The sequence below is a fragment of the Citrobacter sp. Igbk 16 genome, from assembly GCF_028069755.1.
Classification (GTDB): Bacteria; Pseudomonadota; Gammaproteobacteria; order Enterobacterales; family Enterobacteriaceae; genus Citrobacter.
In genome coordinates this window covers 146,266-168,876 of record NZ_JANEWJ010000004.1, presented here as the reverse complement: position 1 = coordinate 168,876, position 22,611 = coordinate 146,266, and the positions used below count along the sequence as shown (strand labels likewise).

Here is a 22,611-nt window from a genome sequence, read left to right as displayed (position 1 = left end):
GTATGGCGGGCATGAAAGTAATGTTGACCCACTTTAGCCGTTGTTTTAACGAATCCGAATCTCACATTATCAGGGGTGTAAAAATGGAAACTACCAAGCCTTCTTTCCAGGACGTGCTGGAATTTGTTCGTCTGTTCCGTCGTAAAAACAAACTGCAACGTGAAATCCAGGACGTTGAGAAAAAGATCCGTGACAACCAGAAACGCGTCCTGCTGCTGGACAACCTGAGCGACTACATCAAGCCGGGCATGAGCGTTGATGCTATCCAGGGCATCATCGCCAGCATGAAAAGCGACTATGAAGATCGTGTAGATGATTACATCATCAAAAATGCAGAGATCTCTAAAGAGCGTCGTGATATCTCTAAAAAGCTGAAAGCCATGGGTGAAGTGAAAAACGGCGAAGCGAAAGCAGAGTAACGTTTTATGGCAGTAGGGGGCACTGCTAAGCAGTGGCCCCTACTGTAGTTTTACCCCACCTGTTACCATCCGCAGTAAATGCTGCTCAGGCCAGTGAGTTGTCAGTTTTTTCTGTGCCAGCATCCATTTGATGTAATCAACATCATGACGTTTTCTGTCCAGCATCAGACCCACCACGCTGCCGCTGTGCGCAACATTCACCCCGTATAAATCACATTCTTCTACCAGCGCCAATAGCGAATCGAAATCTGGTTTTGGCAACAACATTTGGCTGGCGATTGCGCTAAGCGTGGCCGCCTCTCCCATTCGATAGGGATTTTGACTAATACAGGCTTCCTGTACTTTTTCCCATGCGCGTTTAAGCGCGGGAGCACCTGCCTGTAGCCCGGGTTGGCGGGGAATGCGGTGATAATCCGCGGTACGTAGTGTTTCCGGGCTTTCCAGAACCAGCAGGTCAAGCTGGGGCTGTGCTTCACAGGGAATTTGCGTAGAGGCGTCGTTATGATCGAAAAGGGTTAACTGACGGAAAACGGTGCTGTCGGTAGGTTCAAGAGAAACGCAAAGCTGCGCCAGTGTAGGTTCATCTAGCTGATGACCCAGAAAATGAGCGGTGGCGAGCGCGGTGGCGGCAATATCCGCGGTGCTACTGGCCATTCCTTTCGCAATGGGAATCGTTGACTGGATATCTATTCGAATATCCTGACTGATATGCGCCGGGTAGTGCCAATGCTGCAATAACCGGTCAACCATCGCTCGCGACAGTGGGCGTTCATCCACTTGTGGTGAACCAGAGCTGACCTCGACGGTGCTATACCATTCAACCGGGCAGGAGACCAGTTTCTCACTGCCCAGAATCCAGCCCTGGATAAGTTCTCCGCACGATGCGGGACATTGCGCAACAGCCACGTCTTCACCTTTGTGATCAGCAATCCTCGGCGCATAGTGTCATGGCGATCGCGCTATTACCATGATTTGCCGCAATTTGCGGTGCGGCAGGATTAAGCAGGAATGCCCAATGTCACAGTTTCTGATATCGCTATACGCATAACATCCTGCGCGATCATCAACTCTTCATTGGTATTTATAACGGCCACTTTGACCAGCGCAGTTTCAGTTTGAATAAAGGTTGCGTTGCGCTGATTTTTTTCATCATCAACGGCCAGACCTAAGAAATTCAGATTGTGACAAATCGCAGCGCGTGCTCGGGCTGAGTTTTCACCAATTCCACCCGTAAATACCAAAGCATCCAGACCGCCCATCTGCATAATATAACTGCCTATGGTGGCACGAATTCGTTCTGCAAACAGCGTAAGCGCGAGTGCAGCCTGTGAGTTGCCTTCGTCTGCGGCGCGTTCAACATCACGGTAGTCTGATGAGATACCGGAAACGCCAAGTAATCCCGATTCATTGTTGAGGAGTTGGCTAAGTTGCTGCGGTGTTTTGCCTTCACGCAGGGCAATCCACGGCAAAATAGACGGGTCAATATCTCCGCTGCGCGTACCCATCATCACGCCTGATTGTGGTGTAAAGCCCATCGAGGTATTCACCGATTTGCCACCTTTGATGGCACAGATGCTGCTGCCATTACCAAGATGACAGCATACGACGCGCAGTGCGCTGAGCGGGACGCCCAGCTTTTCAGCCAACGCGGTACTGACGTATTTGTGGCTGGTACCATGAAAACCGTAACGCCGAATTCCCAGCTCTGAGTAATAGCGCCAGGGCAGAGGATAAACAAAAGACGGCTCAGTCAGCGTTTGATGAAAAGCAGTGTCAAAAACTGCGACGGCGGGTGCTTCGGGTAATAGCTGACGAAAAACGGCAATCCCCAGTGCATTAACCGGGTTATGCAGTGGTGCCAGTTCTGCAAGACGCTCGATTTCGGCCAGTGTTTCATCGTTGACGAGGGCGGAGTCTTTAAAAGACTCACCACCATGTGCGACGCGATGACCGACGCCATCGATCTCTTCCAGACTCTTGATGATGTTCAGGCTAAGCAGTTTTTCCAGTAACAGCGTTACTGCTTCACGGTGATCGGCAACGGGTAACGTCTCCTGCCATTTCTGTACGGGTGTTTTAAGCGTGACCTGCGCGTCAGACATCCCGATACGTTCAATCAGTCCCTGGCAGATCATTTCACCCTGCGGCATCGCCAGTAACTGAAACTTAAGTGAAGAGCTACCCGCGTTTATGGCCATTATTTTGTGAGACATGACGGTTCCTTTGCATTCAGAAAAATGAACATCTCATCGACCCCGGTATTCTCCAGCGCGCTGGTGATAAACACGTTCTGCGCTCCTGCCTGAACCAACCAGCTTTCTACGAGTGAAATCCTCTGAGGGTTAGCTAAATCGGCTTTGGTAACGAGGCCGATAACAGGTCTGTTCATTGGGCCAGTAAAGCCGGGAGAAAAAGGTGACCATGGGGCGTCGGCATTCAGTACCAGAGCGATAATGTCGGCTTCGCAGGCGCTGGCCAGTAACGCACTGTACAGGCAGCGGTTCTCAAGATATTCACCCGGCGTGTCTATTGTCGTTGGCGACCAGACAATCGCCTGAGTTTTCTGGTAATGAAGTGCTTCTCCACGCAGACATTGTGTGAGTGAGGTTTTACCGCACTGGCTGGGGCCAATTAGCATGATGCGTTTCATGTGGTTACGTCCGGGTAATAGGGCACGCAGTAAAACGCATCATTTCGCCAAGCGTTCTGGTTACCTGTTTCAACGCGTACTCAACGGCTGAAACATCACCCGTCAGTACGACTGCACCGGTAAAACGATCGAGAAAACCAATCTCTACCGCACCAGATTTCGTGGCGATATCACAGGCGATAATCGAGGCTTCACTGGGCGTAATGGTTAAAATACCAATGGCCGAGACTGAATCCTGCAACCCCAGTTTTTTGAATAAATCTTTACCTGGATTAGCAATAAGATGCGCCAGCGTGACCTGCTTGCCGGGTACGTATTCCTGGATCATGCGATCCGTCGGCGGTTGTCTGTCCATTATCCCTCCACTATTTGCCGCCACATGCTTTCATGCGGGCGTGGTATGACGGAGCGATAAACCAGCAGACCTTTTTCCCCGGCGCTTTCGCTGGCGACTGTCACGGCGTTATTGACATCGGAAACATCGCCCGCGACAACCATGTAGCATTTACCACCAATACCGAATGCCATATGTACCCGTACCAGCGTGACATTGGACGCTTTAACTGCACGATCGGCGGCACAGATACAAGCCGCTACGCTCCAGGTTTCAACAATCCCGACGGCCTGATGCTTATCCACACTGTTAAGACCGCTAATTGCCGGGAGAACGCTGGCATGAATGTTTGGGAGCACCAGACTGTCGACGAGCATATCGCCTGCAAGGGACGTCCCCGTTGCAATGGCCTGCTGCACTGCGCCTACGTCACCCCCGAGCATCAGTAAAAACTTTCCAGGGCAGATGGTTTTGCTGACCAGCAAATTCACATTCGCGCTTTTTAGCATCGCATCACCGGCTTCCATCCCTTTGGCGATGCTGGTGAGTTCTAAAATCCCTATAGCCTGAGACATGATTAACCTCTTATTACCTTGATGGATTGCCCGGTTATCTCGCTGACAAGACCGTCAATACTGGCGTGGACAGGTGCGCCTAACGCGCCTTCGGGTACATCAGCAACACATTGGCCACGAACAACACGCTCACCTTTTTGCACGCAGGGGATAGCGCTGGCGCCAATATGCTGGCGTAACAGCAGTGTTGTTTCGTCTGTGGTGTAATCTGCCTCAGACAAGGGCGCGTCGTGGTACCAGTCGCTGAGGCCAAGTTTGGTGATGAGTCGTTTAACCGGAATCAAACGGTACTTCGCCATTTCGTCTTCAGGATTTAGTGGTCCCTCATAACGATGATTAAGCGCCCGTAGTTCACGTTTGAGCATACGGTTGATGCGCATCGGCGAAATGCCTACCGGACAAGCCACACTTTCACAGACATTGCATTCTGAACAGGTCAGGGCAGTGAGCAGCAGCTGCGGGGTGGCTGCCTGTTGGTAGTTCACTGCGCGAACCAGCAGATGCGGTGATAGTTCATGACCGATTAAGTGTCTTGGGCATAAATCAGTGCACAGACGACATTGCTCGCAAACGGTTTTTGCAACCGCAAGCACGGTGCGTTCGTCCTGCATTCGTCGTTGGATCAGCGCATGGGATTTAGGCAATACCAGTAGCCCCCCGGTGGTCTTGCTCACGGGAGTATCCAGCGAAGTAATCAGGCCACCCATCATCGGACCGCCGTTGATAAAACCTGGATCGTCAACGGTGGTGCCACCCGCCAGTGCCAGGACTTCGCGTAAAGACATACCGATGGGAACAGTCAGTGTTAACGGTCTGGCGACCGCACCGTTGACGGTCAGCGTGCGACGGGTAACGGGGTACTGCTGTTCAACCGCTCTGGCGATATTGAGCACGGTCTGGACGTTATTGACCACCACGCCTACGCTAACGGGCAGCGCGGCTGGAGGAACCCGTCGTCCCGTTGCCATCCAGATGGTCAGCACCTCGTCACCGGCCGGATACACATCGGGTAAAATATGTAACCTGATGTTGGTCGGTAAAAGTGGTGTTAACGCATTGATAGCCTTTTGATATTTTTCTTTGAGGGCAATAATGCCTGTATTGGCCCCTGTTGCTGTCATGGCATACTGAACGCCACGTATCAGCCTCGCCGCTTGCACCGCCATTAATTGTTGATCGACTTTCAGCATTGGCTCGCATTCTGCGGCGTTCACCAGAAACGTATCAACCTGCGCCTGGAGTTTAACGTGTGCAGGAAACCCTGCACCACCGGCCCCAACCACGCCTGCTGCACGCACGCGATCGCGTATCGTTTGTGCGTCATAAAGAACATGTTCTGCCGTCATGGCTGTATTCATAATAATTCCTCAAGCAGTTCCTGAATGGCACTGGCATCGGCTACGCGGGGATTGGTTTGCAACGTGACATCAGCCAGCGCGGCCTGAACCATCGCCGGTATACGTTGCGACCAGGTATGCTTCTCGTCTTTCAGTGCATCAATAAATGCCGGTAATGCGCACTGTTTTTTGAGTTGTTCAATATGATGAATAAGTGCATTGAGTGCCGCCGTATCATTCGCACTATCCGGGCATAAATGGCAGGCTTTCGCAAAACGGGCGTAGCGCTTTGCCGCCCGTGGGTCGCGTGCATTAAACTGAATGACACAAGTGAGTAACAGTGCGTTAGCCAGCCCATGGGGTAAGTGAAACTGACCACCGAGCTGATGGGCAATGGCGTGATTGATACCCAGCCCCGCCTGGCTAAATGCCATCCCTGCCAATGTAGATGCATTGTGCATTTTCCCCCGAGTTGCCAGGCAATCGCCTTTGCTAACCGCAACAGGCAGGTACTGGAAGACAATTTGCGCGGCTTTTTCCGCCAGCGCATCCGTGAAGTCACTGGCTTTTATCGATACATAGGCTTCCAGCGCATGTGTCAGGACATCCATACCGGTATTCGCAGTAATGGCAGGAGGGACGCTGACAACCAGCGTAGGATCAAGAATGGCCATGTCAGGGTAAAGGGCGTTATTAAATAGTGGATATTTAATACCTTTCTCCGGATCGCTGATCACGCAGGCGCTGGTTACTTCCGAGCCTGTACCGCTGGTGGTGGGAATGGCCACACAGGTTTCAATTTCAATACCAAACTGACGGCTGAACCAGACGATAGCTTTGGCGGCGTCAAGTGCGGAGCCACCACCAAAGCCAATCACCACATCCGGTTGCAGGGACTGCATTTGTGCAATCCCCTGGACTACCGTACCAATGGTTGGGTCGGGGGTGATATCACTGAAAATGCTGATGCGATTATCCGCGGGCAGCGTATTTTGCAGCTTTTCAATCAGGGGAGAACGTGCGAGAAAACCGTCGCAGATAATCCAGATATGTTTATTGGAGAAACGCTTAAGCACATCCAGACTTCCCTGGCCGCTGAACAATCGTGTTTGCAGTGAAAAGCTATTCATAACGGCCTCATTAGCGAATAGAAAAACCGTTGGTGAGCACGCAACGACGAGAGCGTGCGAAAGTTCGCGCTGACGTCGTGCCTTCACCAGTAGGGGTAGCGATAGTAAAGGTGGTAAAACCTTCACCACCGACACCAATACCGGCGTAAGAGGGGCCATTTTTCACAAAGATAGAGGTCTGAAGGGTGCGGGCAGCAAGATTCAGACGTGACACGTTTTGTGAATGCATGATGGCAGTGTGATGCAGTCCCTCTTCAACTTTCAGTGCCAACGCCAGTGCACTGTCAAAATCCTTTACGCTCACGATGGGCAGCATTGGCATCAACTGTTCGCTGGTGACCCATGGATCGTCAGCATTGACGATGCCAATCAACAGGCGAGGTGTTTTTGCCGGAACCGGTATGTCCGCAGCTTCAAGCAGGGCTGCTGGACTCTTTCCAACCAGTTTTTTATTGGCTATGCCTTCAGGCAGACAGGCGGCGCGCAGTTTGTTGATGTCTTCGTTGTGCAGAAGTAACGCGCCAAAAGACTGCATTTGTTGGACCAGTCGTTCAGCAACAGCATCGACAACAATCAGGCTTTTCTCAGCAATACAGGGCAGGTTGTAATCAAACGATGCACCGTTGATGATATCTTCAGCTGCTTTAACCAGGTCAGCAGTTTCATCAACAATACAGGGCGGGTTTCCTGCGCCAGCCCCAATAACTTTCTTCCCGCTTTTCATACCCATAGCAACAATGCCAGGGCCGCCGGTAATCGCCAGAACTGCGATTTTAGGGTGAGCCATCATCTGCTGGGTAGCTTCAAAAGTAGGTTCTGTGACCGTGACGACAAGATTCCTAATCCCGCAGCAGCGGAAGGCAATATCTTCAATCATGGCAATCAGTTTCAGTGATACCGCTTTTGCACCAGGGTGCGGGCTGAAGTAAACACTGTTTCCCGCGGCCAGCATACTGATGCTGTTATTGATGATGGTTTCCGTGGGGTTCGTACTTGGCGCAACGGAGCCAATCACCCCAAATGGAGAATACTCAAACAACACCATGCCACCGTCACCGGTAAGTGCAGTGGTGGTAAGGTCTTCGATGCCAGGGGTGTTATCCAGCGCAGCTTTATTTTTAAGAAACTTATCCTCTTTGTTACCCATACCCGTTTCTGTTGCGCTTTCAGCGGCCAAAGAAGCCAGATGAGGCGTCAGCTCTTCCCGAAGGGCGCTAATGATGGCGCTGCGGGTTTTTAGCGGACATTGCTGATAGCGCAGAAAAGCCTGATGAGCAGCATCGATGGCTTCACCGACGGACGGAAAGATACCCTTGCCTTTAACGTCTGTTTTTGCCGGGGCGAGTTGCTCAGTCAAAATGTTGCGGATAAGGGTTTCAAGTTCTGAAGTATTCATTGATGTGTTCTCACGTTAATCGCCGCAATGGCCGTTTCTGCAATGTCCATATCCTGCTCAACGCTTCCTCCGCTGATGCCAAGACCCCCAAGGAGTAAACCTTCGCGCCATAATGCGTAGCCGCCTCCAAAGGTGACGATTTTTCCCTGCATATGGCTTTCCAGACCGTAAAGTGCGGCGCCCGGCTGAACCGCGGACGTCAGTTCGTGCGTGGCAGTTTTCATTGCGACGGCGGTCCAGGCTTTTTTCGGTGCCAGCTCACTACTGACGAGCAAGGCATCTGGCATGCGCCAGGTCACTGTAGGCGTACCATTGGTATCCACTATGCTGACAACAACAGGGACCTGGAGCTCTTCAGCGCGCGTTACTGCCGCGCGTGTCAGTTGATGGAGTTCGTGAAAAGACAAAGACATAGTCGACTCCCTGGTGACTGCTGTGCGAGTGGCCGCAAGATAGCGCTCCGCCACTTTCTGGATAATGTCGTTTTGATGGGCGTCATGATCTTCTGCGCGTGCAAGCGCATATAAACAGTCAGACAGGCGGTTGATATAACGCATCAGTACGTGTCTGACGGAGATTTCGGTGGAGAGCTCGACCAGTCGCCTCTCTGCGCGGCGAGCCAGCGTGCGGGCAAAGTGCAGACGACTGGCGGCTTCGCAGCGGCCAGGTAAAATAAAGCTGCGCAGGGGCGGCATTCTTCCCATTGCGGTATCGATGGCGGCTTCCAGAGCCGCAATTTCTTCCGAGCTGATGTATCGCTGATCGGGTGTGGGCTGTTCGCTTTCGCTGGCCAGTTCGGCACTGAACCAAAACAACTGCAGCTGAATATTTTCAAGTAACAGGCGGTGTTGTGGGTTTTTCACCGCACAAACGCACAGGCTCAGCGTCGCATTCAGTTCGTCCAGCGTACCGTAAGCCTCGACGCGTGGGTGCGTTTTGCTCACGCGTTGCCCGGTAAAGAGGGCAGTTGTGCCGGCATCGCCAGTGCGGGTATAAATCGCCATAGTTCCTCCTAACGAGAAAGCGTGTCGACGATGCCGACGATCGCCAAATCGATGGCCTCATTGGGACCGGAAAAAACGTGTCTGGCACTGGAACCACTGCTGAGTAATACCAGTTCGCCCGTTCCTGCACCGACTGAGTCAACCGCGACTTCATCTCCGGTAGCGGGGGAGGCGGGGAGCTCTCCGTCAGTGCTTACCCGGCGTACCAGCAACAGTTTTTTCCCCACCAGCGATGGTGATTTTTGCGTAGAAACCACAACACCTGTAACCCTTGCCAGATACATGGTTCACTCCTGCTTAATTAATTGAACATTTCGCGTACTAACCGCTTCCCGAGCCAGTGCCGTCACGACACAGCGACGACGCAACACCAGGATGCCACCGTTAAGTTGGGCAACATCGGCATAACTTAAGAGCGTTTCAGGATGCAGCATGACGATGTGCCCCAGTTCATTACTGAACTCCAGCGGCAGTCGCGTGAGCTTTTTCACGGGGAGTGCCGGTAGCAGCCGATGCTGTAGAGTGATTTTTACGCGAAGCCCGCATGCCAGCGCCTCGTGGATTGTTACCGCCGCGACACTGGACGGAATGCAATCTGCAATTTTCTCCAGTAAAGGCAGGTCTGCCTGCAGGAGGTGTAGTGACGAGTACTGACAACATAATGTCCGGGAATCGATTTCCCGTAACTGTGCGACGCTCAGCGTGATGGTACTTTCCGCGCGTTTTTTGAGCCGGGAAACAACTTCCTCAATGATGCGTTGCAGCAGTTCGTTGTTCATCGTGGGGTCACCAATGTGGCAAATGCCTGCGGATTATCAGCGCCTGCTGCATTGGCTTCGTCTGTATCGATATGCATCTCAAGGCGCATATCCGGTGAAACGCGTACGGCGACATTATCGAAAATCAGTCGGCGTTCATCGCCATTGATAGCCACGGAGACTTTATCTCCATGAGATACGCGCAGTATCAGCGCATCCAGCGGCGACATATGGATATGTCGCTGAGCAACTATAACCCCGGAGGGTAAGTCCAGTTCAGCAAAGGGGCTGATAAGACGAATGCCAGGCGTTCCCTGAATATTACCGGACATGCGTAGCGGTGCTGCGATGCCTAATGTGCGGGCGTCGGTACGCGATATCTCCACCTGGCTAGTACTCCGCAGTGGACCAAGCAGACGCACATTCTTTAACTGACCTTTCGGTCCGACCAGTGTGACGGTCTGGTCTGCGGCATATTGTCCGGGCTGCAACAGGCCCTTTTTCTCGCTAATCGGCTGATTAGGGAACAGCCGAGTGTAGTCCTCGGCGCAAAGATGGATGTGGCGGTTCGAAATCCCGAGAGGAATAGGGCGTTCACGCATTTCATCCAGTACTTTACTGACCGTTGTTTCCAGTTGCTGTTTATCCATTACGCTTCACCTCGTTTGCCTGAATGCAGGCAGAGAGCGCGTGGCTCGCCTTTCTGGCGAGGGCAGGCAGGGTCAAGACACAGATTGCAGCTAATCAACTCTGCCTGTTGCGCTGCTCCAGGTAATGCAATTTCTGTAGCCATCTCTTCTTGCTCTTGCGATACATCAGGTATCGCTGCTGGCGTTGGCGTTGGCTGCACGGGGACACAGTGGGAAAGAATGCCTTCTCCGGGTCTTGAAATGACCCTGTGCGCGACCAGTCCATTTTGCCGTTCTGCTAAACTGGCACCGGTGGATATAGCCGCCTGAACGGAGGCCACATCCCCGATGATTTTGATCACCGTCCAGCCTGAGCCGTTGGTTTTTTCGAGGCCCACCAGCGTGATGGAAGCGGCTTTCGCCATGACGTCCGCGCAACTGATGGCTAATGCCAGACCACTAACTTCAAGTAATCCCAGTGATTGCTTCACGCTGTGCTCCTTGTTTACGGCGATTTATGCGGATTTAGGTAAAATGGCTTCAACGTCGCTGTGTGGACGTGGGATAACGTGACAGGATTTCACCTCTCCAACAGCGCTCGCTGCTGCGCTTCCTGCATCTACTGCCGCTTTTACGGCACCGACATCCCCGCGGACCATCACGGTGATAAGTCCTGAGCCGATTTTTTCGTAGCCAACCAACTGCACATTTGCGGATTTCACCATGGCATCAGCGGCTTCAATAGCGCCGACGAGCCCTTTTGTTTCAACCAGTCCCAGTGCGTTATTCATACTGCTTTTCTCCTGTGGATTATGAGTGGCAGTCCCGGAAGGGGATGCCTTTTACCAGTCGCGCAGCGTTATTACCGATGCTCCGGCGAGCGTGGCTATTTTGTTGATACGTCAGCGTAAAAAGTGGCGCTGAGGTGGGTAGATTCTTATAGTGCACAACCAGCTTTTCCCGGCTGCATCCAATGCCGACCAGCAACGGTGACTGACAAGCGGCCAGCCATGCGTTGTGGGTAATGTCAGTCGAGTGGGTCTGTTGAATCACGAAGGGGATACCTTCTTCTTCAATGCCCAGCAGAACGTCATTCCAGATGTTTGCGCAGTCACCCATGGCGAAGATCACAATAGCGGGTACAGTGAGGTTACTTTCCATGAGCGAATGCCTTGTACCAGGAGAGAATTAACCCCGTCGCAACTGCGTTGCGCGGACCTTCCGAGCCCCGAATATTGCCGCGACCCGCGACCAGGCGATAATGAGCCAGCGCATCAGTAACCAGTTGCGGAACTTCGAAGTCCAGCGAGGAACCTCCAACCAAAACGACAAAGGGGATGTCCCGAATATTCCCGGTCGGGCTAACCTGTCGCAGCGCCCTCAGCGCGTTGGTAACAAAAACACGCTCTTTAGCGCTGCGACGAATAGCACGCACTTTTTCCAACGCCAGATCGCCGGGCAGTGGCACCAGTTCATCAGGTTTTACAACGCATACGCGAGCGAAAACGGCAGGAGGGAGAGGCGTAGGGAAGAACTGAACGCTGCCATCTTCGTGACGCAGGTGGAACAAGCTCTCTACTTTCGCCAGCGGGTACTTCTTGATCTCTTCCGCCAAATAGCGGTCATCCAGACCCAGTTCACGGGCAATAATCATCGTGACCATATCGCCTGCGCCCGCCAGGTGTGTGGCAATAATGTCGCCCTTAGGATTAATGATAGAGGCGTCAGTAGACCCGGCCCCAAGATCCAGAATAGCCAGTGGACGTGTGGTACCCGGTGTGGTTAAGGCACCCAGAATAGCGGCTTCGGCTTCAGCACCACCAACCTGCACATCAATGTTGAGTTTTTGCGTGATTTCCTGGGCAATCATCGCCATTTGCAGACGATCTGATTTCACCATAGAAGCAATACCAACGGCCTGTTCCAGTGAAAACTCGCCGGCAAGTCCCCCGGTCACGCTGACTGGAACTGAAGTATCAACTGCCAACAGATCCTGAATAAAGATTTCATGGCTGGGTTTGTTGGTTAATTCAGCCATTGTCTGGCGAACGTGCTCCAGCATGCCGCCAATATTGGTTCCCGCCTCTCCGGTGACGTTATCCAGCTTCGGGCATTCACCAACCGCTTTCATAATCGCGTCGGCACCTGCCGCGACGTCGACGCGTACGGTTCGTCCTTGCGATTGCAGTTCCAGGTTCCCGGCAGGGATTGCACGAGCCTTCACATCACCTGATGGCGTTTTCACCACTACCGCAGAGCGGTTGCCAATCAGCGCGCGGGCCATGGGGACAATGTTTTTGGTCTCTTCTGCGCTAAGGCCAAAGACAGTCGCGATTCCGTACGGGTTAGAAAGGGTTTCGATAACCTTGCCTGGAACAGCGACCTCAATAGCGGCCAGCATGCCCAGCGGGATACGATCGATATGGCGGACCTCATCAACGATGGGCAGAGGCGTATTCAGCCGGTTGCTAACCAGCACACCGTCATCCTGTTGCAAAATAACGCCAGTCAACTGGTATCCGGCGCGTGCGGAAGCGTTAATCATCGTGGCGACATCGGCAAAATCGAAAGCCGATGAAACGACCAGGATATAAGGCGTATCCGCCGGACGGCTCAGGAGCTCTTCCGGCGTAATGGTTACACCAACGCCTAACCCGACACCGCCAGGCGTTTTGGGGTTGTGACCGATCATGGTGGATTCTGTGATGATGGTTTCGGTGATGGTTTCCATCGCCACGTCACCGATAACCGGTGTGGCTTCGTTAATACGGATGAGCGAAATATCGCTGACATTAATGCCGGCATTTTTTGCCGCCTGTGCAAGTGCCTCCTGAATACCAAACACATTACGCAATGTGCCTTTAATTCCGGTGGTTTCCGCCAGTGCGCTGCCGGAAATACTTAGTACGCCAGTCTCATCCAGGGTTGCCAGTGCAACTTCCGTTGATGAGTTGCCTATATCAATGCCAGCTATATATCGCATCGTTTCACCCTGATGTTAGTCGTCGCCTTTAAGTTTCTTGCGCTCTACATACAGCGCTGCTGCTTCACGAACGAACGCGGCACAGATCTTCGCCTGATAGCGACTCTCCAGATCGTCGGCGATGGCCATCAACTCGTCTTTCGTTGAGCGATAAGGCCGTAACGCGTTGTAGATCTCAAGAATGCGGTCGTCAGGTACAGCAGTCAGTTCGGCTGCACGTTCGAAGTTCATCGCCAGTCTGTCACGGCCGGCGTCTTTGGCGATGTCCGCCTGAATACGCAGCGTTTCAGGTGTGATACGCATATCCTGCGCGGTCACTTTATTGCTCAGAACATTTTCGAGCGTGAAGTCATCCAACGTTTTGTTGGTTGCGGTTTTGACCCACTCAGGATGTTTATTCGCCAGCGGGTAATCCGTGACTTTTGCGGTATGTGCTGAAGCTGCTGCCGTAACGGGAGAGGTTGTTTCTCCTTGCAGGCTGTTCATCCGGCTCAACACATCCCGAACCATCGATTCAATTGCGTCGGTATTCATGGAGTTATCCTTTATCAAAGCGCCACGCGCAGTTCCTGCGGGTTTTTGCCCGTTACGACGTATTTGGTCTCTTTAATGTGCAAAATGGCTGATTTCGCCTGATACTTCGGACGCGCCATTTGGTCATTTAGCGTCGGGACTGGTTGCGGAGACTCACGCTTGGCGTAACGCGCGGCGTTCTTACCAATCTGGCGGTAGGTTTCCAGCGTCAGCAGCGGTGCCTGTGGGAACAACTCCAGGTTAGAAAGCGGCGGTAACCCTTGCTGGTGGATAACCGTGGTGCCTTTGGACTGGATGCCAATTGAGATCCCGGAACCACTCAGGCGGTTACCTTCCACAGCCACAAACGCAACATCGGAAGATTTAAAGCAACGGATTACGCGTGCTTTAATTCCCTCTTCTTCAATACCGGCTATCACTTCGCGCAAAATATTTTTGTGCGGAATACCGACGATATTGACGGTTTGTGAGAGACCAAACGCCGGACCTACGGCAATAATGACTTCGTCCTGCTGCTGACCTTGTTTGGCTTCGCCAATTTCGGTCAGAAAGCCGTCGCCCTGTACCGTTGCAGCCTGTGGCGCACTGGTCGCGGCCGATGCGCGAAAAGAGACGGGTTTATCGCTGGTCTGCATTTCAGCCAGCACATCCTCAATTATCTGACGCAGCAGTTTTTCATTGATTTCCATTGTTCACCCCTTAGCCAAGCTCGTTGGGATCAAGTGCGCCAGGGATGTTTTTAATTTCTTCCCAGCGTTCGCCTTGCAGGCGATAACCTGTTGCCGGACCGGCATAATCGTTGACGTCATTCACTGCGGAAAGCACTTGTCCGTCGCCGACGATAATGGCGGAGGTATGCAGATAGTCTCCGGTTAACTTGGCTTTTTGGATGTTGAGCATGTCTTGAGCAACATCGGTAAACCCACCCTGAGCAAGGGCTTTCACCACTTCCAGGCCGTTACGGTTTTTATTGATGATCTCTTGCGCAAATTTGATGTCTTCAACGATGTTACGCTCGGGCATATCTTTTGAACCGTGGGCGTAGGTTGCGGCCTCGACTTCTTCGTCGGTGATTGGCGGTAATCCCATCCCGGCGAATACGGCCTGCAGTGCGCGAGCCGCTTTATTGCGAATGGCGATAACGTCTTCTTCACGCACCGGACGCAAACCACCGTCGACTTTCAGATCGCGCTGGATGACGTTGTAATCGTCAAAATCTTCGGCATCCTCGTTGGAACCGGCGAACATGTTGTCGTAGTTCGGAACAGCGGAATAACCAGATGAAATGAAATCTGTACCCGGCAAGAATTGCATCAGCAGACGAGCAGTACGACGCATATCGGAGTGGGTGAAGGTCTGGTCGTTACTGGAGGCGCATTCCAGATCCAGTGACGAGCAGATCAGGTTTTCCGCCAGTACCGCGCGAATGCCTGATGGCACGGCAGACGGTACGCCGATGCAGCTTACGGAACCGTTTTGCAAACCCTGAACGCCAGCCGCCTTGGTGATGTAAATGCAGCGTGCTTCCAGATAAAGCATCGATTTGCCTTCGGCGTAGCCCATCTGAACTTCTGAACCGGAGCCAGAAGTGAAGCGCATTTTCAGGCCACGTGAGGCGTAAGAAGAGGCTAAGAAACCTTTCGACCATGGCGTATCGTCACCATCGGTGAAGACCGGTTCGGTGCCGTAAACGGAAATGGTTTCGGCGTAGCAAGTGTGGCCCAACATACCGAGCTTCAGCTCGGTGGCTTCTTCCAGGGAGCACTGCGTCAGTACGCCCGGACGACCAACCTGAGAGCCGACCAATAGCGCGATGGCGTTGAACGGCGCGTAGCGTGCTACCGCAACCGTGGTTTCTTGTTCGTCAAACCCACGCCATGCGCCTTCGGCGGCATCGGCAGCAATCTGTACCGGGTTGTCTTTAACGTTAGTCACGTGCGCTTGTTGAGAAGGGGTTCGGCGGGCACGCATTTTCTGCATTGCCATCATCATCTCAACGACGTTCATGTGCGAAACCACTTCCACAATTTTCGCTGGCGTCATTGCAGTGGTCAGAGGAACAATGTCCATACGCTTGACGTTAGGGTCGCAAAGCATATTGGCGAGTTTAACCGAGTCCATCGCCATCACCTCTTCAGCGCGGGCCAGGTTAATGCCGTAGCGCGCGATGAAGTGGTCAATCAGATCAAATTCACTGACGGATTTGCCGTCCAGTTCAGTGACGATACCGTTGACGATTTTAATCGACGGCTTAGGGTCGTTCGGGCTTTCCATCGCAATGAAGCCTTCTTCGATCCACTCCTTAACGAAGCCGTCCTGATTCACAGGGCGTTTCGCCAGTGCTTCAAATCTTTTCGATCTCATGAATCAGCCTCACTGATATCAGATATAGGACGGACGGTCGTTTTTGGGTTCTGAGCCCAGGGTCGCCAGCACGGTTTTACCGATCTCACGGGCTGAGATAACGGCCTGACGCACAGCCCCAGAGTCACCGGAAATGACCAGAATGGCTTCGTTGCTGAAACTGGTGCCATGAGCGGGAGAACTGTAGGCCACCACTTCAACATTGGCGGATTTCAGCGCCGTATCGGCCATCAGTACACCAACGGAGGCAGGGGCACCGACGATAACGCCACAGGCACGACCAATTGGTGCTCCGAAGGCTTTTTCCAGCGCGTAACTGGCGCGCGCCGTGTATTGCATTTCGATATGTCCGGCTTCGTTGGCATATACATCGCCAAAGGTGCGATCCAGTTCTTTCAGCGCAACTTCAATCCCGCGTTTCACGTCAGAAACGTCGTTACCGCCTAAGATAATCAGCGAGCCATGACCTGCGCCGCCTTTGGTATCACGAGGAAGTTCAATGCTGACGACTTCAGTATTTGTGGCTTTTACCGCTTCATCGGCGGCCATGATGTGTGGGCCTGCGCCTGTGCGCGCGCCGAGGATACCGATGGAGCGATAGCGCTTTTCAAGTTTCATCGCGTCCAGTAAGGCACTGTCTACGTTGGCGATCACCAGACCGACGGTGTCGCCAATCGCAGTACCGACAAACTCCGTTAAACTGCAGCTCTTCTCTGCCATAGCCGTTTCTCGTGTTGGGTGAGTATTTTCAGGGATAGCCTGTTGTTCTGGCGTTGCCACACGAGCAATCACCTGCGCCATGATCTGTTCAACCAGCTCATTGCTGCTCATTAGCTAATTCCCTTCGGTAAGATTTTTTCGACATCGGTGTGAGGGCGTGGGATCACATGTACGGCTTTCACTTCTCCCACGTTGCGTGCGGCGGCGGCACCGGCATCTGTTGCTGCTTTAACCGCGCCGACATCACCGCGAACAATGACTGTTACCAGCCCTGAACCAATTTTTTCGTAGCCGACCAGCATCACATTGGCTGATTTCACCATTGCGTCTGCGGCCTCTATGGCTGCAGTTAAGCCTTTGGTTTCTACCATTCCTAACGCTTCTTGTTGCATAAAGACCTCGCCTGGGTTGTCCCGATTTTCATGACTATAAAAAGAAGCGAGGAAAAAGAATGGCTGACTTGAAAGTGTGAGTGAAAAAATAGTGAGGATATGGTGATATAAAATTGCTATTATTTATCGTAATATGTTGTTTTTAAAAGCTTTATTTAATGTTGCCAATATGACAAATTAGTTATGTTAATTCCATATTTACACTTTTTGAGGTGACAAGATAAATATCATTTGCTATGCGATGAAAATGAAATTGTGATGATTGTTTGAAAATTAAAATCTGCCATAAGCAATATTTTATTATTTTATAAATATGCATTTAATAAGAATTCGGCCCATTCGGCGGCGTGTTTTTATAAAGATGATGACAAGAATTTGCTATCACAACACGATTTTGACGCACATACAGCCTTCAGGTTGCCAACAATTTGCCGACACCGCTTTTTATAGTAAGTCTCGAAGTATTCTACGAGCCAGCAAGGAGACCGCTGGTAAAGACACGAACTCTGCTTAGAAGGTGTCACAATGAACGATTCACTAAAAGCGCAATGCATTGCCGAGTTTTTGGGTACCGGGCTATTTTTGTTTTTTGGCATTGGATGCCTGAGCGCCCTGAAAGTAGCCGGTGCCAGTTTAGGGTTGTGGGAAATCTGCATTATATGGGGGCTGGGGATCTCACTGGCAGTTTATCTGACTGCAGGGATCTCGGGTGCACATCTCAATCCCGCTATCACCATCGCACTATGGCTGTTTGCCTGTTTTCCTGGCCGTAAAGTGTTGCCATACTCCATTGCTCAGGTGGCTGGTGCCTTTGGTGGCGCTCTGCTCGCCTATTTGTTGTATGGCAGTTTGTTTATCGAGTACGAAACCGCCCACCACATGGTGCGGGGCAGCCTCGAAAGTTTGCAGCTTGCCAGCATATTTAGTACTTATCCTGCCGCTGCACTCAGCGTCTGGCAGGCTGCACTGGTGGAAGTTGTGATTACCTCCATTCTGATGGGAATGATCATGGCGCTCACCGATGATGGCAATGGGATTCCCCGGGGGCCGTTAGCACCACTACTGATCGGTATTCTGGTTGCTGTTCTTGGGGCTTCTACCGGGCCGCTTACCGGATTTGCCATGAATCCGGCTCGTGATTTTGGGCCTAAATTGTTCGCATGGATGGCGGGCTGGGGGGATGTCGCGATGACTGGGGGGCGTGATATTCCTTACTTTATTGTCCCGATCGTGGCACCTATCATTGGTGCTTGTGCGGGGGCAGCAATTTATCGTTACTTTATTGGCAAAAACTTACCGTGTAATAGCTGTAAGCTGGAGGAAAATGAGCGTTAGCTTCACGGAAAATGTTTATTTTTGAAATGTAATAACTGTTTTCGTGATCAGGTTTCCTGAACCGCTTAAAAAGTCTCCCAAGAATGGGAGACTTTTGTTATGTTCGAATACGCCTTTTATCATTGCTTTGGATAGTGAGATGAAAAGCGGATGTAAATAACATGTTTTATTTATAACAATAAATTAACTGAGAGGTTTTATCATGATTTCTGCGAGTGCCCTGAACTCAGAACTCATTAATAAAATCGCACAGGATTTTGCGCAGGCCACCAGTCTGGCTGTTGTGGTTGTCAATATTCACGGTGATGAAATTTCTGAGCTTTTTAATTTCACCCCTTTTTGCCAGTTGATGCGCCAGCATCCTCAACATAGTACGCGATGTCGTATGAGCGATCGCTGTGGGGGACTGGAAGCTTCAAAATCCGATCAACCTTGCATTTATCGCTGCCATGCCGGACTTACCGACTTCTCCATTCCGCTGGTCATTGCGGGACATCTGGTAGGGTTTGTCTTATGTGGTCAGGTGCGCTTAAGTAATGACGTGGGGCTGGTGGATATTCTGAACGTGGACGACCGTTGGCAAGCCGATCCTGAACTGGTGAGTGAATTTCGTAATGTACCGGAAATGGACTATTCGCGGGTTATTGCCTCTGCTGATTTGCTAAAGCTCATTGTAGAAAATTGTCTTAAAAAACAACTGAATTTCGTCGTAATTAAAGACAATCCGCAACAGTCAGAGCCGGTGCGGGCTAATCGTAGTCCGAACCCTCATGACAGTAAAATGAAGAAAGCCTTGCGTTATATTGATGCGCATTTATCGGACGAGCTTCGCCTGGAAGATGTTGCCTCTCATGTTTATCTCAGCCCTTACTATTTCAGCAAATTGTTCAAAAAATATCAGGGGATAGGATTTAACGCATGGGTAAATCAACAGCGAATGGCGAGTGCCAAAGAGTTACTTTGTCATAGCGACTGGAGCATTGCCAGTATCGCGCGAAATTTAGGCTTCTCACAAACCAGTTATTTTTGCAAAGTTTTCCGTCAAACGTACCAGGTTACGCCGCAGGCTTTCCGTCAGCAAATAAATGTCATCTCATCTGAAGAGACAGCTTAAATAGCAATAATTTGCTATTGCCGATTTTTGATATCGTATGCTATGTCAGTCATTATAAAATGAAAAATAACTACAGCAGTCAATAAATTGTCATAGCGCAACAAAATAATAGTATTTGAGGGATAAACTGCACCAGTTTTTATTTTTGTGATGAGATACAGTGTCTGTGTGAAAGACTTTCTTTATTCTTTAATGACGCTTTCATTCAAAAAATGAACATATGAATAAACGGGTTGAGGCCATAACATTGGTTGAATGTACCCGGCAAGATATTAAATTGAATTATTGTCATGAGGTCGTGAATTTGCCTCAAGACACAGAGCCAAATTAAATCGGCTCTTGAACTGACAGGTTTGCCACATTTGTGGTAGGGAAGGGGGTGAGAATCCCCCGCAGCCCCCGCTGCTGTGATGCTGACGACCCCGTATAGACCACTGATCGCAAGATTGGGAAGGACGGGCGAGGACGACGCTAAGCCAGAAGACCTGCCTGTCGGTGACTACCAACAACTTCGGTGGGAAGTGGGTTGCGCAGATGCATACAGTCGAGAGACTGGGTATCTATACACCCCTACCACCCTGAACAGGATCAGGGTATGGCGGCCAGTTTTCACGCATTTGTTCTTGCAGGTACCGGTAGCGGCTGTGGCAAAACCACGGTGACGCTGGGCTTGTTGAGCCTGATGAAAAAGCGCGGTTTACGCGTCCAGCCATGCAAAGTCGGTCCTGATTACCTTGATACTGGCTGGCACACCGCGGTATGCGGCACGGCTTCCCGCAATCTTGATAGCTTCATGCTACCCACCTCTACACTGAATGCCTTATTTTGCGAGCAGATGCAGCACGCGGATATTGCCGTTATCGAAGGCGTTATGGGGTTATATGACGGCTATGGCACAGACCCTGATTACTGCAGTACTGCGGCGATGGCGAAACAGTTGGGCTGCCCGGTCATCTTGCTGGTTGACGGTAAGGCGGTTTCCACTTCGATAGCCGCCACGGTGATGGGATTCCAGCATTTTGATCCCAGTCTGAACATTGCAGGCGTGATTGTTAATCGGGTCAACAGCGAAACACATTACCAGCTACTCAAAGTTGCGGTTGAGCGTTATTGCTCCGTGCCTGTATTGGGCTATGTTCCTCGCATGGAGGGCGTCGCGCTCCCTGAGCGTCATCTGGGTCTGGTTACCGCTCGTGAGTCAGTTATCAACCAGCAACCGTGGCAGGATTTTGCCGCGATGCTGGAACAGACGCTGGATATCGACGCGCTGCTGGCCTTAAGTGCGTCAGACAACCTTCCTGTTGGTGAATGGCCCGCCCTGCCTGCTGCAGACGCAGGCGCAGGGTTAACGCTGGCCATTGCTGATGACGAGGCGTTCAACTTTTATTATCCGGATAACATTACGTTACTGGCGCGTACGGGCCTCAACATTGTTCGTTTTAGCCCGCTGCACGATACCTGTTTACCGGACTGCCAGATGATCTGGTTAGGCGGTGGGTATCCGGAACTGCATGCTGCGGCCCTGGCCCGTAATGTCACCATGCTGGAGCAATTGCGAGCGGCACATCAGCGTGGCGTCGCTATTTATGCTGAGTGCGGAGGGTTGATGTATCTCGGTAGCTCGCTGGAGGACAGCAACGGCGATCGCTGGCTAATGGCGGATATCATTCCTGGGCACAGCAAAATGGGCAAACGACTGACCCGGTTTGGCTACTGCGAGGCACAAGCCACACAGCAAACATTGCTGGCAACGACCGGTGAAGTTCTGCGCGGGCATGAATTCCACTATTCCGATTTTACCCCTGAAACTCCGGCGGTGATGAGTTGCCGCAAGGTGCGTGATGGCAAAACGCTGCAGGCCTGGTCAGGCGGATGGCAGGTCGGAAATACCTTCGCCAGCTACCTGCACGTTCATTTTGCCCAGCGCCCCGAAATGCTCAATCACTGGCTGGCCGCTGCGAGGAACGCGCTATGACGATACTTGCATGGTGCGTTGCCTGGCTGCTGGATTTTATCATTGGCGATCCGCAGAACTGGCCTCACCCGGTGCGCTGGATTGGCAACCTTATCTCCGCAGTCCAGCGAGTCATTCGGCGTTATTGCCATCGTGATAGCACGCTGAGAATCGGCGGTGCCGTGATGTGGATCGTGGTGGTCGGTGTGACATGGGGCGTTTCCTGGGGAGTGCTGAGGCTGGCGAATTCCATTCATCCGTGGCTGGGATGGGGCGTAGAGGTGTGGATGATCTTTACCGTGCTGGCGGGGCGTTGTCTGGCGAATGCTGCGCTGGATGTTGAGCGTCCATTGCGTGCCAATAATCTCGCCGAAAGTCGGGAAAAACTTTCCTGGATTGTGGGACGTGATACCTCACAGCTGCAACCAAAACAGATCAACCGCGCCGTGGTGGAAACCGTGGCGGAAAACACCGTTGACGGCATCATCGCGCCGCTGTTCTTTCTCTTACTGGGCGGTGCGCCGCTGGCGATGGCCTACAAAGCGGTGAATACCCTCGATTCAATGGTGGGGTACAAACATGAAAAGTACCGTGCTATCGGCATGGTCAGCGCCCGTCTGGACGATGTCGCTAACTTTATTCCGGCAAGACTGAGCTGGTTGTTGCTGGGTGTGGCGGCGTTTTTATGCCGCCAGGACGGCGCACGGGCTTTGCAGATTGGCTGGCGTGATCGCTACAACCATAGCAGCCCAAACTGCGCGTGGTCGGAAGCTGCTGTGGCCGGCGCATTAGGTATTCGCCTCGGGGGACCCAATGACTACTTTGGCGAACGCGTTGAGAAACCGTGGATTGGCGATCAACAACGAGACATTTCTGTAGACGACATTTCCCAAACGATTCGATTGATGTGGGTAGCATCGACCCTGGCACTGGCGCTTTTTATTGCGCTGCGCTGGCTGTGGGTCGGTGTCGCCTGAGGACAA

26 protein-coding genes and 1 riboswitch are annotated in these 22,611 nt (G+C 52.0%); of the genes, 5 read left to right on the top strand and 21 right to left on the bottom strand.

Annotated elements, in window-relative coordinates:
• Positions 1 to 83: 83 nt before the first annotated feature.
• Positions 84 to 419 (top strand): DUF496 family protein, encoded by a 336-nt coding sequence (locus NNO03_RS04935; RefSeq protein WP_005128046.1) that lies wholly within the window; start codon positions 84 to 86, stop codon positions 417 to 419.
• Between the two features lie 39 nt (positions 420 to 458).
• Here NNO03_RS04935 and NNO03_RS04930 read toward each other — a convergent pair whose 3' ends face one another.
• The 21 genes from NNO03_RS04930 to pduA form a co-directional block, all read right to left on the bottom strand.
• Positions 459 to 1,325, bottom strand: a complete 867-nt coding sequence (locus NNO03_RS04930; protein ID WP_271448978.1) for an L-threonine kinase — start codon at positions 1,323 to 1,325, stop codon at positions 459 to 461.
• Positions 1,326 to 1,417: 92 nt separating this feature from the next.
• Entirely contained in the window at positions 1,418 to 2,632 is a 1,215-nt protein-coding gene (locus NNO03_RS04925) for an acetate/propionate family kinase (RefSeq protein ID WP_271448977.1), read from the bottom strand.
• Entirely contained in the window at positions 2,617 to 3,069 is a 453-nt protein-coding gene (pduV, locus tag NNO03_RS04920; protein WP_005128040.1) for a propanediol utilization protein PduV, read from the bottom strand. The genes NNO03_RS04925 and pduV overlap by 16 nt, the downstream gene beginning before the upstream one ends.
• 4 nt (positions 3,070 to 3,073) lie before the next feature.
• Entirely contained in the window at positions 3,074 to 3,424 is a 351-nt protein-coding gene (gene pduU / locus NNO03_RS04915; protein WP_048212006.1) for a propanediol utilization microcompartment protein PduU, read from the bottom strand.
• Complete coding sequence (pduT, locus tag NNO03_RS04910; protein ID WP_040231922.1) at positions 3,424 to 3,978, bottom strand: propanediol utilization microcompartment protein PduT; 555 nt, start codon at positions 3,976 to 3,978, stop codon at positions 3,424 to 3,426. Before pduT ends, pduU begins: the two co-directional genes overlap by 1 nt.
• A gap of 2 nt (positions 3,979 to 3,980) precedes the next feature.
• Positions 3,981 to 5,336, bottom strand: a complete 1,356-nt coding sequence (gene pduS, locus NNO03_RS04905) for a cobalamin reductase PduS (RefSeq protein WP_271448976.1) — start codon at positions 5,334 to 5,336, stop codon at positions 3,981 to 3,983.
• Positions 5,333 to 6,445, bottom strand: a complete 1,113-nt coding sequence (locus tag NNO03_RS04900) for a 1-propanol dehydrogenase PduQ (RefSeq protein ID WP_271448975.1) — start codon at positions 6,443 to 6,445, stop codon at positions 5,333 to 5,335. Before NNO03_RS04900 ends, pduS begins: the two co-directional genes overlap by 4 nt.
• 10 nt (positions 6,446 to 6,455) lie before the next feature.
• Positions 6,456 to 7,841, bottom strand: coding sequence for a CoA-acylating propionaldehyde dehydrogenase PduP (gene pduP / locus NNO03_RS04895; protein ID WP_271448974.1), 1,386 nt, complete (start codon positions 7,839 to 7,841; stop codon positions 6,456 to 6,458).
• Complete coding sequence (pduO, locus tag NNO03_RS04890) at positions 7,838 to 8,845, bottom strand: two-domain cob(I)yrinic acid a,c-diamide adenosyltransferase PduO (protein WP_271448973.1); 1,008 nt, start codon at positions 8,843 to 8,845, stop codon at positions 7,838 to 7,840. Before pduO ends, pduP begins: the two co-directional genes overlap by 4 nt.
• 8 nt (positions 8,846 to 8,853) lie before the next feature.
• Positions 8,854 to 9,129: a EutN/CcmL family microcompartment protein gene (locus NNO03_RS04885; RefSeq protein ID WP_271442441.1), complete on the bottom strand. Its 276-nt coding sequence runs from the start codon at positions 9,127 to 9,129 to the stop codon at positions 8,854 to 8,856.
• A 3-nt stretch (positions 9,130 to 9,132) separates the two neighbouring features.
• Complete coding sequence (gene pduM, locus NNO03_RS04880) at positions 9,133 to 9,624, bottom strand: microcompartment protein PduM (protein ID WP_271448972.1); 492 nt, start codon at positions 9,622 to 9,624, stop codon at positions 9,133 to 9,135.
• Positions 9,621 to 10,253: a phosphate propanoyltransferase gene (locus tag NNO03_RS04875; RefSeq protein ID WP_271448971.1), complete on the bottom strand. Its 633-nt coding sequence runs from the start codon at positions 10,251 to 10,253 to the stop codon at positions 9,621 to 9,623. Before NNO03_RS04875 ends, pduM begins: the two co-directional genes overlap by 4 nt.
• The gene (locus NNO03_RS04870; RefSeq protein ID WP_271448970.1) at positions 10,253 to 10,723 is read right to left on the bottom strand and encodes a BMC domain-containing protein; all 471 of its coding nucleotides are present in this window, start codon (positions 10,721 to 10,723) and stop codon (positions 10,253 to 10,255) included. The genes NNO03_RS04875 and NNO03_RS04870 overlap by 1 nt, the downstream gene beginning before the upstream one ends.
• A 24-nt stretch (positions 10,724 to 10,747) precedes the next feature.
• Positions 10,748 to 11,023 (bottom strand): propanediol utilization microcompartment protein PduJ, encoded by a 276-nt coding sequence (pduJ, locus tag NNO03_RS04865; RefSeq protein WP_001057752.1) that lies wholly within the window; start codon positions 11,021 to 11,023, stop codon positions 10,748 to 10,750.
• A 19-nt stretch (positions 11,024 to 11,042) separates the two neighbouring features.
• Positions 11,043 to 11,393, bottom strand: a complete 351-nt coding sequence (locus NNO03_RS04860; protein WP_271448969.1) for a glycerol dehydratase reactivase beta/small subunit family protein — start codon at positions 11,391 to 11,393, stop codon at positions 11,043 to 11,045.
• Positions 11,383 to 13,215, bottom strand: coding sequence for a diol dehydratase reactivase subunit alpha (locus NNO03_RS04855; RefSeq protein ID WP_271448968.1), 1,833 nt, complete (start codon positions 13,213 to 13,215; stop codon positions 11,383 to 11,385). Before NNO03_RS04855 ends, NNO03_RS04860 begins: the two co-directional genes overlap by 11 nt.
• 15 nt (positions 13,216 to 13,230) lie before the next feature.
• Positions 13,231 to 13,749 (bottom strand): propanediol dehydratase small subunit PduE, encoded by a 519-nt coding sequence (pduE, locus tag NNO03_RS04850; RefSeq protein ID WP_271448967.1) that lies wholly within the window; start codon positions 13,747 to 13,749, stop codon positions 13,231 to 13,233.
• A gap of 14 nt (positions 13,750 to 13,763) precedes the next feature.
• Positions 13,764 to 14,438, bottom strand: a complete 675-nt coding sequence (pduD, locus tag NNO03_RS04845) for a propanediol dehydratase medium subunit PduD (protein WP_271442448.1) — start codon at positions 14,436 to 14,438, stop codon at positions 13,764 to 13,766.
• Positions 14,439 to 14,448: 10 nt separating this feature from the next.
• The gene (gene pduC, locus NNO03_RS04840; RefSeq protein ID WP_271442449.1) at positions 14,449 to 16,113 is read right to left on the bottom strand and encodes a propanediol dehydratase large subunit PduC; all 1,665 of its coding nucleotides are present in this window, start codon (positions 16,111 to 16,113) and stop codon (positions 14,449 to 14,451) included.
• Positions 16,114 to 16,131: 18 nt separating this feature from the next.
• Positions 16,132 to 16,944 (bottom strand): propanediol utilization microcompartment protein PduB, encoded by an 813-nt coding sequence (gene pduB, locus NNO03_RS04835; protein ID WP_137382366.1) that lies wholly within the window; start codon positions 16,942 to 16,944, stop codon positions 16,132 to 16,134.
• Positions 16,944 to 17,225 (bottom strand): propanediol utilization microcompartment protein PduA, encoded by a 282-nt coding sequence (gene pduA, locus NNO03_RS04830; protein WP_003030255.1) that lies wholly within the window; start codon positions 17,223 to 17,225, stop codon positions 16,944 to 16,946. Before pduA ends, pduB begins: the two co-directional genes overlap by 1 nt.
• 525 nt (positions 17,226 to 17,750) lie before the next feature.
• Here pduA and pduF point away from each other — a divergent pair.
• The 4 genes from pduF to cbiB all read left to right on the top strand — a co-directional run bounded on the left by pduF (position 17,751) and on the right by cbiB (position 22,605).
• A complete protein-coding gene (gene pduF, locus NNO03_RS04825) occupies positions 17,751 to 18,560 on the top strand; it encodes a propanediol diffusion facilitator PduF (RefSeq protein WP_048211992.1) in 810 nt (269 codons plus the stop codon).
• 202 nt (positions 18,561 to 18,762) lie between these two features.
• The gene (pocR, locus tag NNO03_RS04820; protein WP_005123057.1) at positions 18,763 to 19,674 is read left to right on the top strand and encodes a regulatory protein PocR; all 912 of its coding nucleotides are present in this window, start codon (positions 18,763 to 18,765) and stop codon (positions 19,672 to 19,674) included.
• Positions 19,675 to 20,006: 332 nt separating this feature from the next.
• Positions 20,007 to 20,182, top strand: a riboswitch (cobalamin riboswitch).
• 87 nt (positions 20,183 to 20,269) lie between these two features.
• A complete protein-coding gene (locus NNO03_RS04815) occupies positions 20,270 to 21,649 on the top strand; it encodes a cobyrinate a,c-diamide synthase (RefSeq protein ID WP_271448966.1) in 1,380 nt (459 codons plus the stop codon).
• Positions 21,646 to 22,605, top strand: a complete 960-nt coding sequence (gene cbiB / locus NNO03_RS04810; RefSeq protein ID WP_271441827.1) for an adenosylcobinamide-phosphate synthase CbiB — start codon at positions 21,646 to 21,648, stop codon at positions 22,603 to 22,605. Before NNO03_RS04815 ends, cbiB begins: the two co-directional genes overlap by 4 nt.
• The last annotated feature ends 6 nt before the right edge of the window (positions 22,606 to 22,611 follow it).